The sequence below is a fragment of the Campylobacter sp. CN_NE2 genome (genome assembly GCF_027797465.1).
Taxonomy (GTDB): Bacteria; Campylobacterota; Campylobacteria; order Campylobacterales; family Campylobacteraceae; genus Campylobacter_B.
Window position 1 is genome coordinate 1 of sequence record NZ_CP115608.1, and the last position, 12793, is coordinate 12793.

Genomic DNA, 12793 nt, shown 5'->3' on the forward strand with positions numbered 1-12793 from the left:
GGCTGACTTGCGAAGCGCCCCTTTCCCCCTTAACAACCCCCATACCCTGCACGCTTTTATCGTGGCAAATTTAGAAAAAAGTTTGCAAACTTTTTTCTAAATTTGGTTTTATGGAAAATTTGCTAACGCAAATTTTTGGACTGAGTTGTTTTGTAAATTTAAACATTGGCGATTGCTTCTAATTTGCTACGCAAATTCTCGCAATGACAATGGAAGCAAATTTGAAATTTCAAAACAATTCAATGTTAAATTTAAACGACAAATGCCGACGATTTTTTGTGCTTACGAGTTTGGACGAGTGAGATAAGCCTGTTTTGGCTATCGAACGAAGTCCAAACGAAGTATCACAAAAAAGCTAGGCTGGGTTCAATCTCCAATTTATACCATAAATTTATCTTAAATTTAGCATACTTTCAGTATAATCCACACTTCATTTCACACGCATTTATCCTTATTTAGTTGCAAATTTGGCAAGTTGTGAAAGCAATTTTCACGCCCAAAAAGCCCTAAATTTGCTAAAAAATGCGGAGGAAGAAACTAAATTTCGGGCTAGTCCCATAAGGAGAAAACTCATGGTTACAATGAGAGATTTATTAGAATGTGGCGTTCATTTTGGTCACCAAACACGCCGCTGGAACCCAAAAATGAAGAAATTCATTTTCGGCGAGAGAAAAGGTATCTATATCATAGATTTGCAAAAAACTATCCGCTACTTCCGCTACACTTACAATGTCGTTCGCGACGCAGCAGCTGAGGGCAAAACAGTGCTATTTGTCGGCACTAAAAAACAAGCAGGTGCGACTTTGCGTGAATACGCCGAAAAATGCGGAATGCCATTTGTAAATCATCGCTGGTTAGGCGGTATGCTAACAAATTTCAGCACTATCAAACAATCAATCCGCAAACTAGAAGTCATCGAAGCTATGGAAGAAGACGGCTCAATCAACCTTCTAACAAAAAAAGAAGCCCTAATGCTACGCCGCAAAAAAGAGAAATTAGAGCAATATCTAGGTGGAATTCGCAATATGAAAAGCTTGCCTGATATGATTTTTGTCATCGATGTAGTAAAAGAAAAAATCGCCGTAGCAGAAGCAAACAGACTAAAAATCCCTGTCGTAGCTCCACTAGATACAAACTGCGACCCAGATGTTGTAGATTTCCCAATTCCGGGCAATGATGACGCTATCCGTTCAGTTCAACTTTTCTGCCAAGAAATGGCTGAGGCTATCAACGAAGGAAAAGCGCTAAGAGACCAAGACGGCGAAGTAAGCGAAGAAAAAGCAGAAGTAAGCCAAGAAGAAAAAGATGAAATCGTAGAAGAAGCGATGAGCGAAGAAGATTTCGAAACAGCAGAGGACGCAGAATAATGGAAATTTCAGCACAAATGGTAAAAGAGCTCCGTGAAAGCACCGGAGCAGGTATGTTAGAGTGTAAAAAAGCGTTGGTCGAAACAGCAGGCGATATGGAAAAGGCTGTTGATTGGCTACGCGAAAAAGGTCTTGGCAAAGCTGCTAAAAAAGCTGATAGACTAGCTAGTGAAGGCTTAGCGCAAGTTTTGATAAATAATGACTGCACAACAGGAAGCCTAATCGAAGTAAATTCAGAAACAGACTTTGTCGCTAAAAACGAAAAATTCGTCGATATGGTTAAAAAAACAATCAATCAAATTCAAGCAAAAGGCTTAAAAACAATCGACGAGCTAAACGCTAGTGAAATCGACGGCGTTAAATTTGAAGATTATTTAAAAAATCAAATCGCTACAATCGGCGAAAATTTGGTTGTTCGCAGATTTGATACTATCAAAGGCGAAGTAGTAAGCGGCTACTTGCACTCAAACGGCAGAGTTGCCGTTGTCATCGCTGCCGAGTGCGGTGGTGCCGATAAAGCAAAAGTGGGCGAGTTTTTAAAATCACTTTGTATGCACGCAGCTGCGATGAAACCAAGCGTTATTAGCTACAACGAATTTGATAAAGATTTTATCGAAAAAGAAGTTGTAGCGCTTAAAGCTGAGCTAGAAAAAGAAAATGAAGAGCTTGTAAGACTAGGCAAACCGCTTCATAAAATCCCTGAATTTGGCTCAAAATCTCAAATCACAGATGAAGTTTTGGCTCGTGTAACGCAAGATTTAAAAGCCGAACTTAAAAAACAAAACAAACCTGAGCAAATTTGGGATAAGATAATTCCGGGTCAAATAGATAGATTTTTTGCCGATAATACGATTTTAGATCAAAGATTAACACTTTTGGGACAATTTTTCGTAATGGACGATAAAAAAACTATCGAGCAAGTTATCGCTGAAAAAAGCAAAGAACTTGGCGGAAATATCGTTATCACAAGCTATGTTCGCTACGAAGTAGGCGAGGGCTTAGAGAAAAAAGTTGATGATTTTGCTGCCGAAGTTGCGGCTCAAATTGGCTAAAAATGGAACTTTTAAAGGGCGTTAATCTTACTCATGCGTATGATTATACGCTCTTTGAAAATATAAATTTATCAATCCACGAAAAAGAGAGCATAGCCGTTTTGGGTGTGAGCGGTTGTGGGAAATCCACTCTTTTGCACATTTTATGCACTTTGTTAAAGCCAAATTTGGGCGAAGTTTATTTTAATGAAAAAGAAATTTACTCACTTAAAGATGATGAAAAAATCAAAATTCGCAGAAATGATTTTGGTATAATTTTTCAATCACACTACCTTTTTAAGGGCTTTTCAGCGTATGAAAATATAGAACTAGCTGCAAAACTTACAAAACAAGAGATCGATGAGAAAATCTTGCAAAAGCTAAAAATCCAAAGTGTCGTAAAACAAAGCGTAGGGGATCTTAGTGGCGGTCAGCAACAACGAATTAGCATAGCAAGGGTGCTAAGTAAAAAACCAAAAATAATTTTTGCCGATGAACCCACAGGAAATTTAGACAAAGATACGGCAAATGATGTAATGAGCGTGATTTTTGATTATATCCAAGAAGTCAGTGGCGCACTCGTGCTAGTAACGCACGATGAAAATTTGGCCAAAAAATGCTCCACGGTTTATCGCTTAAACGAAAAAAAATTAGAAAAAATCTCATAAATTTATCCAAAAATAAGCAACTAATAATAAAAAATGTTCTAAAATATCCTATTAATTTGTCGTAAGAGAGTTGCAAAATGAAAATTTTACTTGATAATAACAATGCTTCGATCGCAAATGTCGTAAATATCTGTTGCGAACGCATAAATGCGGAAGTTTTGCCATACTCAAATGACATAGACGAATATGATTTGATTATTAAAAATTATGATGATGGTTGCGATATTTCGGAATTTGATAAAACAAAAACACTTTTTTTGGTTCCGAAAAATTTAATCGGTAACTTTTCGTCAAATTTGTCTTTGCCAAAGCCGTTTTTGCCGATAGATTTGATAAATTTTTTAACAAATTTTGGCTCTTTTGTTTCTAATTCTAACAGCGACGAAACTCAAAATTTAGATAATACTTTTAGCGAAGCTATGGGCGAAAAAATCGCACAAGATATACAAACCATAAGCCAAATCGTCAAAGAAATCGACGATATGCCTACACAAAATCAAGAAAAAATTCAAATAGGGGGTGCCATTATGCCTAGCGGTAGCGAAAATATAGATAATGTCATAGATATACTAGATGATGATAGACCGCTCGATGAAATCTTAAAAGAACTTAACCAAAAAGCTAAGAGCTCTCAAACGACAAATATCGCCGAGACAAAAGTCGAGACACAAAACGCACAAACTAGCGAGAATTTGGCTGTGCCTGTAATACCGTTAGATGAGAATTTTGATATGGACGATGATATTCCGCTTGATCAATTTATCCAAAATATGCAAAATCAAAGCACAGAAAATTCTCAAAATTTACAAAATTCACAGAGTGTGGAAAATTTACAAAATTCGCAACCAAACGGTAACGAAATAAGCATAGATGATAATTTTGAGCTAGATGATGATATTCCTCTTGATCAATTTATCCAAAATATGCAAAAAAATGAAGTTTCAAACGAACAAGAGGAATTTAATCAAATTTTAAATAGCATCGATAAAGATGATTTTGCCAAAGATGACAACGGGCAAAATTCGGCTACTAGCGATAATCTTGCGCAAATTCAAAATTTAAACACAGAAGAAAATTCGCAGATCAAACAGGCAGATGATGATTTTGTGCCACTTGAACTAAATGATGATATTGATTTGGTGCCTTTAAATTTAGCTGAACAAGATGATACAAATTTATTTGACGATGATGAGTTGCCGCCGCTAGAAATGCCAAATGACGATGATTTTGCGCCGTTAAATTTGCTAGAACAAGACGATATAAGCTTTGACGATGATGAATTGCCACCACTAGAAATTCCAAATATTGATGATTTTACTCCATCAAGCCTAGCTGATGATACAAAATACGGAAAAGCCCAAAATATCAGTAGCGACGAAGTGGCTCCGTTAGAAATTTTAAACGATGATACAAATAAAGTAAATTTAGTCGATGAGCCACAAGATGAAGCGCCAATCGGGCTTGTATCGGATGATGAGATTGCTATTCCTATCATCAATGATCTCCCAAAACAAACAATCGAAACTAAAAAAGTTGAAGAACCAAAAGATTTTTCTAGTTTAAAACTCGTTGAAGTCGGCAAATTTGCAGATGATGAGTTGCAAAAATTGCCAGAAAAACCACAAGAAAAAGTGGAAGACGAAGACGAAAAACAAGACAATGAAAATTTGCAAAAAAATCAAAGTGAAAAAGAGCAAATTTTGGCTCAAAATGACGAAGAAATGAGCATTGATGAGTTAAAAGAAAAACTAGAAGAAACATTTAAAAAAGCTTTCGAAATGAGTGTTGCTAGTGATGAAAAATTAGCTAAGGCATTAAGAAATCTAAAATTTGATCTAAATATTGCTTTTAAGGATAAATAGTTTGAAAGGGCAAATTTTACTGATTTCAGGTCCAAGCGGAAGCGGAAAAAGCACACTTATAAATCGTTTGATGAAAGAAGAAAAAGATATTTATTTTTCCATTTCTTGCACCACACGCGAAATTCGTCAAGGCGAAAAAGATGGCGTGGATTACTATTTTTTAAGCATTGATGAGTTTAAAAAAGGCATAGAAAACGGCGAATTTTTAGAGTGGGCTTTGGTTCATAAAAATTATTACGGAACATCGCTAAAACCTGTATTAGAAGCCTTTGAAGATGATAAAATAGTTATTTTTGATATTGATGTTCAAGGTTTTGACATTGTCAGAGGCATATTTCCTGATGAGATAACTTCTGTTTTTCTTACGACAAAAAACAGCGACGAGCTTCGAAAACGCCTTGAAGATCGCAATACAAACACGCTCGATGACATCGCAAGACGCCTTGAAAACGCAGTCGGCGAAATGTCGCATATAAAAGATTATGATTATTTGCTTATCAATGATGATTTAGAAAAAGCTTATCAAAATTTAAAATCTATCTTTAAATCGATTAAATGCAATACAAAAAATTTGAATTTAACCGAATTTATTGATAACTGGTAAAAGGAGAAAAAATGGGTCCAAGTGTCCAACAAATGCTTATTATTTTAGTTATTATCGTGTTGCTTTTCGGAGCAAAAAAAATCCCTGAACTAGCAAAAGGCGTAGGCAAAGGTATAAAATCGTTCAAAAAAGAGATGGAAGATGACGAGCCTGAAAAAGTAACTAAAAAAACTGAAACTAGCGACGAAGAAGCCGAAGTTAGCGATACAAAAAAGGCTTAATGTTTGAAAAATTTAGTTTTAAAAGAGATTAAAAAAACTCTTGGTAAAGATATTATTTTAGAAAAACCAAAAGATAAAAATTTAGCGCATTATGCTTCGCCTGTGGCTTTTTCACTCGCAAAAGAGCTTAAAAAAGCCCCAAAAATCATAGCAGAAGAGCTAGCCCTTAAATTTGAAAATAGCGAAATTTTAAGCGCAAGTGCCGTAAATGGATATTTAAATTTTCACCTAAAAGCCGAATTTTTAGGAAATTTAAGCAAAAAAGCTCTAAATTTGAAAAACGAATTTGCCAAAAACGGAGCATTATCTGGCATTAATGAAAATTTAAAAGAAAAAATTCTACTTGAATATATCAGTGCAAATCCCACAGGACCGCTTCATATAGGGCATGTCAGGGGTGCTGTTTATGGCGATGTGCTCCAAAGCGTGGGAAATTATTTAGGCGTTAGGGTTGATACTGAGTATTATATAAATGACGCCGGAAATCAAATCGAGCTGCTCGGCATTTCGATGATTTTAAGAGCTAAAGAGCTTTTTGGCGAAAGCGTTGAGTATCCTGAAAAATACTACCGCGGCGAGTATATCGATGAGCTTGTAAATTCGGTCGTTAGCAAATTTGGCAAGGAAATTTTTTACGATGAAAGTAGAGTTTTGGAGCTTGCCGAATTTGGCAAAGATGAAGTTTTAAAAATCATCAAAAAAGATTTAAGCGATGCCGGAATTTTTATACAAAACTGGGTTAGCGAAAAGTCGCTTTACGGCGAGCTTGACGCCACGATTTCAAAACTTGAAAAAAGCGGACAAATGTATAAAAATGACGGCAAAATTTGGATAAAATCAACCGAGCTTGGCGATGAAAAAGATCGCGTTGTAGTTAGAGAAGACGGGCGTCCTACATATTTAGCGGGTGATATTGTTTATCATAATAATAAATTTGAACGCGGATACGACCGCTACATAAATGTCTGGGGGGCAGATCACCACGGCTACATACCACGCCTTAAAGCTTCGATTCATTTTTTAGGATATGACGAAAATGCCCTTGAAATCGCACTTATGCAAATGGTAAATTTGCTAAAAAACGGTGAAGCGTTTAAAATGAGCAAACGATCTGGCACAAGTGTGCTGATGAGCGATGTTTTAAGTGCTATCGGCAAGGATAATTTGCGATTTATGTTTATCAGCAAAAAAGGCGAAACGCCGCTTGAATTCGACATTGACGAGCTTAAAAACGAAGATAGCTCAAATCCGATTTACTATATAAATTACGCTCATGCAAGAATTAATCAAATTTTTGCAAAAGCAGAGAAAAGCGTCGATGAAATTTTGGAAGCTGATTTTAATTCGCTTGATGAAAACGGCGTAAATTTGGCATTTAACGCACTTGCTTTAAATGAAGTGCTTAATGAAGCTTTTTCTAGTAGGGGTTTGCAAAAAATTCCTGATTATCTTAAAAACCTAGCTGCCGATTTTCACAAATACTACAACGAAAACCGAGTAGTCGGAAGCGAAAACGAAGAAGCTAAACTTAAACTTTTTGCCGTTGTAGCCCTGTCGATACGCACGGCATTTAGCTTAATGGGACTAAACGCAAAAGAAAAAATGTAGTTATCACAAAGCCAAAAAACGGCTTTGTGATAATTTTTTGCTTACATTAAATTATGATTTTTCACATATTTAAACTATATCGGTAAAATTTAAGAGTTAAAATTCAATAGAGTTTGAGTTTTAAAAAATTGATAAAAAGGTAAATTTATGAAAATATTTAAATTTTTTGCGTTTTTAGCAATATTTGTAAATTTGGCTTTTGGCGAGAGTGTCAGCGTGAAGTATGCCGTTAAATTCGGCATTTTTGGCGAGATTGGCGTAGCAAATGCCACGCTTGTAAAAGATGAAGCCAAAAAAACATACGAAATCACTTTGGATGCCAAAACCACAGGGCTTACAAACTCCATTAGCGGAAATCGCCGCGAATATTTTCACTCAAAAGGCAAAATCATAGGAAATACTTTGGTGCCTGATATTTACACGCACGAAGTAAATCGCAATAAAAAAGGCAAAGAGCGAATTTCGCGCAAAATTTTTACATTTGATCACGCAAATTCGGCTGTAAATTTAAAGCGAGAAAGTGGCTACAAAGGCGAAAAAATGGATATTTCAAACGAAAAACTAGGATATTATGCCACAAACGACCTTTTAAGCCTGTTTTTTAACTTTTCAAAACTCCAGCACTCATCAAACAAATTCTACACAACCGCAGTCGGTGCGAAAAATGAAAACGGGCGAATTGACATAATAATCCCACAAGATAAGCAAAAAACCGCCGTTCAAAATGAGCTTGAAAGCGAATTTGACCCGTATATCGTTTTTATAAATCAAAAAATATTTTCTAGCGCTAGGGGTGAGCTTTATTTGAGTTTAAACGAACGCGGATACGCAAATAAAGCGATTTTGAAAAATGTTTTACTTTTTGGAGATATTAGAGCCGAGCTTTTGGAATAAATTTATCTTAGATACTGCGCCAAATTTGAGAATTTCTTAAATTTAAAAAATTTGACGCAGTATCGCAAAAACCACGCTAAATCTTAAATTTAACAATCAATTTTTTTCGGATTTCATAAATTTTGAGCAAAAAAAATGGTGTCCTGCGTTGGATTCGAACCAACGGCCCCCTCCTTAAAAGGGAGATGCTCTACCTACTGAGCTAGCAAGACACCTAAATGGCGCGATGAATGGGGCTCGAACCCACGACCTCCGCCGTGACAGGGCGGCATTCTAACCAGCTGAACTACCATCGCACAAAACAGTAATAAAATGGTGGTCGCTATAAGACTCGAACTTATGACATCCACCTTGTAAGGGTGGCGCTCTACCAACTGAGCTAAGCGACCTTTCCTTTGCTATCTTTTGCAAAAGAATTGTAATTATACAGCCAAGATAATAAAAATTTACTTAAATTTCATAAAAAAAGCTAATTTATTTTAAATTTTTGATATACTTACAAAAAATTTTTGGAAAATTTAGATAAAAATATGAAAAAATTGCTTTTTTTGTTTGTTTTTTCGGTGCAAATGTTTGCCTATACGCCAAATGATATTTTAAATTCGATTAATTTCGTGGCGCAAAAAGAGGGCGTAAAGCCTGAAATTTTATACACGATTGTAAAGATTGAGAGCGATTTTAACCCATTTGTCATCTCTTTTTTGACAAATAAAGCAAATGCCGATCATTTTGCCAAACTTCAAACCCCAAATATCATCATAAAAACTAGCGTTTATAGCTTAAATCGCGCTAAATGGGTTGTTACGATTTATCCTATAAATGAAGCTTATGCAACGGCGATTGCTAAAAATCTGATAGATAGCGGTTTTAACATAGATGTCGGTTTAGGGCAGCTAAATTCGGTAAATTTCGGCGCAAACGAAATACCATTTGCCTTTAATCCGGTTTTTAATCTCACAAAATGCGCCAAAGTTTTGCGAAAATGCTACAACGCCAAAAACAAAAACATAAAAGACACGATCGAGTGCTACAACTACGGCATGCGAAAGCGAAAATCAAATCCTTATTACAATAAATTCTATAAAAATTATGAGTCATTTTTCGGAAGTCCGTATTGATTTAGCGGTTTTGCGATGATTTGCACGAATTTAAAATCTTGTAAATTTAAGTAGGTGGCGGACAGAGAGGGATTCGAACCCTCGAGCCCCGGTTAGAAGCTGCACCCTTAGCAGGGGTGTGGTTTCGGCCAACTCACCCATCTGTCCAAGCAAGAAACGAAATTATATCAAATAAACCTAATATTGTGCTTAAAAATCAAAAATTAGCCATAAAAAAAGAGAAACCTTCCACAAGGTTTCTCTTTTGGGCTTTGAAAGGAAGTTCTAACATCTTTTGCATATTGAAATTATATTTTATTTCGGTAAATACTCGGTAAGAATTCCAAAAATCGTGCTTAAAAACTAATATTTTCAGATTTTGGAACTGAAATTTCATTATTTTGTCGTAGCACTTTTTTTACGATTTCGCCGTCGTTTGCGCCACTATTTCGAGTTTGTAAATTTGGATTTCTTTGATCTAAAATCATATTTATAATCACACCATTTTTTATCATCACAAACACCATATCGCCGCTGTTGTAATAATATCTTGGCGAATTTGCCCTGTAAATTTGGTTATTTTTCAAAACCTTGAATTTATATGTGTAGTTTGTTTTGCTATGGCGTTCGTAGCTTAAAATTTCGCATTTTACGCCATCTGCACTTTGCAAATTCGAAACACTACTACCTAAAAAACCACAACCACAAAAAATTATCGCCAAAAAAGCACTAAAAAATAAATTTTTCAAATTTTTATCCTATTTTTGTGAATTTAAAAGCGGAAATCTTATCAAATTTGATAAATTTTTGCAAATTTAATGGCTAAATTTAAAAAATTTTCGTAAAATTCATAAAAAATTTGGAGCGTATAAAATATGAAAAAAGCATTTTCTATGATTGAACTTATTTTTGCTATCGCCATTATCGGTATTTTAGCAGCAGTTGCTCTTCCACGCCTAAGTGCTTCGCGCGATGATGCGTTAGTCGCCGCCGCTAAACTAGATCTAAAAACCGCTCTTAGCGATGTTATCGCATACAATCTCACGCAAGGTCGCTACTCAACAAATATCAAAGAAATGACAAGCGTGGATTTTAAAAATAGCGCATTTAAGGTAAAAAAGAAAGAGTGCTTGAAATTCATTTTTCACGGAATGCGCGTTATGGAAGTTCGCATTGACCGCTCGGGGCTTTGTGGCAGGGTTTTAGACGGCTCGGTTGTCGAACCATACCTAAAAATGGACGCCGGAGAGCTAAAACATAGCGATAGTGTCTCATACATACCGCTTGATAGCTCGACAATTTCATCTATAAATGGGTTGAAATTTTAAATTTTTGCTTTGTTTTGGAAATAATAAAAGCTAAAATAACAAAAAAAGATATTTGTCCGAAAGTTACAAAAAAATAACAAAAGATAAAATCGCCTAATTTCGGTAAATTTTGGTAAATGTTTGGTAACTTTTTGGCAATATTTTAGTAAATTTAAGATTGATTTAAGTAAAAATAGGTCTTTTTATGCTATAATTTCGCCATAAAACTTTTTTAAGGAGTTCTAATGAAATTAGTAAAACTAAGTTTAGCAGCAGCTATCGCTGCAAGCACACTTGTAAGTTCAGCAAGTGCAGTTGCTTTGGAAGAAGCTATTAAAGATGTTGATCTAAGCGGAATGGCTTTCGTTAGATATCAAAATGCAAAAAGAAGCGGTTATGTAGGCGATGGCAACTGGTGGAAATTTAAATCAGTTCTTACTCTAAAAACAAAAATCGATGACAATTTCTTTATGTTAGCTGGTTTCCAATACGGTGCAGATAAAGACCTTGGTTCATCTGGCGAAAGCGTAACCAATAGAGGTTTTGATACAGAAGGTTTTGTTGTAACACAAGCTTTACTAGGCTACAATGTAGGCGGAACAACTGTAATGGTAGGTCGCTATAATCTTGGAACATTCTTCACAGATGACATGCTAGGTAATGGTATTAAAGTAGTAAATACTGATATTCAAGGTTTAACTCTTGCAGCATTGTGGGCTGACGCTCTTCAAAATGACGGCGATGTTCTAGACGGTAAAAATGGTGCAGTTCGTACTGCAATCAGAACTGCGATGCAAAGAGATGTTCTAAGCCATAACCTATATGGTGTAGCTGCTATCGGTTCTTATGATCCACTTGCTTTCCAAATTTGGTATGCTAGCCTACAAGATGTAGCAAATCTATTTGCTATTGAAGCAGGCTTAAACTTCAATATCACTGATGATATAACTCTTGGCGTAACAGGTCAATATGCTTTCACAGATATGGACGGAGATCTTAAAGAGAAAGTTCCTAATGCAGCAGATAGCAAATTCGCAGCTGGTAAAGCAGAATTCGGTGCATTCGGTTTTGATTTGGGTGCAGGTTATGTATATTACAAAGCAAAAGACGGCAAATATAGCCTAAGCTCACTAGATGACAATGGTCAATTTATCTCAGCAGGTCAAGTAATGGTTCCAGATAGCGGTGTTAGCTCATATCACGCTTATGCTGGCAAAAATGATTATTGGTTCGTAACTGCTGGTTACAAAATTCCAAATACAGGCATAAGCTTTGGTGTAGATTATGTTGATGGTAAATTCAACAAAGGCAACACAGTTGGTCTAGAAGAATTCAAAGCAAAAGAAATCGTAGGAAGACTAGGTTACAAATACAACAAAAAACTTAACTTCACTTCATGGTATTCACATATCGACTATGAACCAGAAACTATGGTTGATGACAAAACTTTCAGAGTTCAAGCTCAATACAAATTCTAATTATTTACTATAATTGGATAAAATCTCGGGCGAAGTTTTTGCTTCGCCCTTTTTAAATTCTAAGCAAAGGTTTTTTAGATGAAGATATTTAAAATTTCTTTTTTGGTATGTTTTTTACTTGGTTTTATTTTTGCAGAAGAAGAAAGCTATGTTTTTGAAGCAAAAGGTGAATTCGCAAAAGAGTTAAAAGAGTTAGTGCAAAAACATTCCAAAGACGGAAATGTCTCAGTAAATGTATATGAAAAAGCCCCTAACGCAAACGGTGCGCCTGTGAGCGGATACCGTCAAGTAGGAGCTATGAGCGAAGCGGGTAGAAAAGTTTTTATGCAAAAGTGTGCTTCTTGTCATGGCGAAAAAGGCGAGAAAAGATCTTACGGCGTCTCAGCTCGTCTAAAAGATCTAACAGGCGAAGAGATAGCTACAAATTTACACTCTTATATAACCGATAGCGAACATGGCGGTAAATTTAAAATGATAATGCGAACAGAAGCTATGAAGGTGCAAGATTCTGAGCTTGATTTGATCATCGCTTATATTAAAGGCGAAGATGATCCATATTTAAATAGAAGTTTTATCGGCGGTGCATACTGGGAAAATCAAAACAAACCGATCCAAACAACCCCGACCGAGCAAGGTTCGTATCTGAAATAAATTTA

Annotated in this window: 13 protein-coding genes and 4 tRNA genes; 12 read left to right on the forward strand and 5 right to left on the reverse strand. The window is 35.8% G+C overall.

The window, feature by feature from the left end; translation table 11 throughout:
- Positions 1-572: 572 nt before the first annotated feature.
- The 8 genes from rpsB (at position 573) to PF028_RS00040 (ending at position 8255) form a co-directional block, all read left to right on the forward strand.
- Positions 573-1367: a 30S ribosomal protein S2 gene (rpsB, locus tag PF028_RS00005; protein WP_270860623.1), complete on the forward strand. Its 795-nt coding sequence runs from the start codon at positions 573-575 to the stop codon at positions 1365-1367.
- Positions 1367-2419, forward strand: a complete 1053-nt coding sequence (gene tsf, locus PF028_RS00010; protein WP_270860624.1) for a translation elongation factor Ts — start codon at positions 1367-1369, stop codon at positions 2417-2419. The genes rpsB and tsf overlap by 1 nt, the downstream gene beginning before the upstream one ends.
- Positions 2420-2421: 2 nt before the next feature.
- A complete protein-coding gene (locus tag PF028_RS00015) occupies positions 2422-3066 on the forward strand; it encodes an ABC transporter ATP-binding protein (protein ID WP_270860625.1) in 645 nt (214 codons plus the stop codon).
- 77 nt (positions 3067-3143) lie between these two features.
- Positions 3144-4928 (forward strand): hypothetical protein, encoded by a 1785-nt coding sequence (locus PF028_RS00020; RefSeq protein WP_270860626.1) that lies wholly within the window; start codon positions 3144-3146, stop codon positions 4926-4928.
- 1 nt (position 4929) lies between these two features.
- Complete coding sequence (gene gmk, locus PF028_RS00025) at positions 4930-5532, forward strand: guanylate kinase (protein ID WP_270860627.1); 603 nt, start codon at positions 4930-4932, stop codon at positions 5530-5532.
- 11 nt (positions 5533-5543) lie between these two features.
- The gene (locus PF028_RS00030) at positions 5544-5753 is read left to right on the forward strand and encodes a twin-arginine translocase TatA/TatE family subunit (RefSeq protein WP_270860628.1); all 210 of its coding nucleotides are present in this window, start codon (positions 5544-5546) and stop codon (positions 5751-5753) included.
- A 3-nt stretch (positions 5754-5756) separates the two neighbouring features.
- Positions 5757-7361, forward strand: coding sequence for an arginine--tRNA ligase (gene argS / locus PF028_RS00035; protein WP_270860629.1), 1605 nt, complete (start codon positions 5757-5759; stop codon positions 7359-7361).
- Between the two features lie 147 nt (positions 7362-7508).
- Positions 7509-8255, forward strand: coding sequence for a DUF3108 domain-containing protein (locus tag PF028_RS00040; RefSeq protein ID WP_270860630.1), 747 nt, complete (start codon positions 7509-7511; stop codon positions 8253-8255).
- 136 nt (positions 8256-8391) lie between these two features.
- On the opposite strand, the gene PF028_RS00045 is transcribed toward PF028_RS00040, so the two are convergent.
- The 3 genes from PF028_RS00045 to PF028_RS00055 all read right to left on the reverse strand — a co-directional run bounded on the left by PF028_RS00045 (position 8392) and on the right by PF028_RS00055 (position 8644).
- Positions 8392-8467 (reverse strand) — tRNA-Lys (locus PF028_RS00045).
- 7 nt (positions 8468-8474) lie between these two features.
- Positions 8475-8551 (reverse strand) — tRNA-Asp (locus PF028_RS00050).
- A 17-nt stretch (positions 8552-8568) separates the two neighbouring features.
- A tRNA-Val gene (locus PF028_RS00055) sits at positions 8569-8644 on the reverse strand.
- A gap of 141 nt (positions 8645-8785) precedes the next feature.
- Between PF028_RS00055 and PF028_RS00060 the strand changes: the two genes are divergently transcribed.
- Complete coding sequence (locus tag PF028_RS00060; RefSeq protein ID WP_270860631.1) at positions 8786-9373, forward strand: transglycosylase SLT domain-containing protein; 588 nt, start codon at positions 8786-8788, stop codon at positions 9371-9373.
- 55 nt (positions 9374-9428) lie between these two features.
- Here the strand turns inward: PF028_RS00060 and PF028_RS00065 are convergent.
- Together PF028_RS00065 and PF028_RS00070 are read right to left on the reverse strand one after the other, a co-directional pair.
- Positions 9429-9520, reverse strand: a tRNA-Ser gene (locus PF028_RS00065).
- 188 nt (positions 9521-9708) lie between these two features.
- A complete protein-coding gene (locus tag PF028_RS00070) occupies positions 9709-10101 on the reverse strand; it encodes a hypothetical protein (protein WP_270860632.1) in 393 nt (130 codons plus the stop codon).
- Between the two features lie 144 nt (positions 10102-10245).
- On the opposite strand from PF028_RS00070, the gene PF028_RS00075 reads away from it, so the two are divergent.
- The 3 genes from PF028_RS00075 to PF028_RS00085 all read left to right on the forward strand — a co-directional run bounded on the left by PF028_RS00075 (position 10246) and on the right by PF028_RS00085 (position 12788).
- The gene (locus PF028_RS00075) at positions 10246-10680 is read left to right on the forward strand and encodes a hypothetical protein (protein ID WP_333720459.1); all 435 of its coding nucleotides are present in this window, start codon (positions 10246-10248) and stop codon (positions 10678-10680) included.
- Between the two features lie 224 nt (positions 10681-10904).
- Positions 10905-12137 (forward strand): major outer membrane protein, encoded by a 1233-nt coding sequence (locus PF028_RS00080; RefSeq protein ID WP_270860634.1) that lies wholly within the window; start codon positions 10905-10907, stop codon positions 12135-12137.
- Positions 12138-12215: 78 nt separating this feature from the next.
- Positions 12216-12788 (forward strand): c-type cytochrome, encoded by a 573-nt coding sequence (locus tag PF028_RS00085; RefSeq protein ID WP_270860635.1) that lies wholly within the window; start codon positions 12216-12218, stop codon positions 12786-12788.
- Positions 12789-12793: the final 5 nt, after the last annotated feature.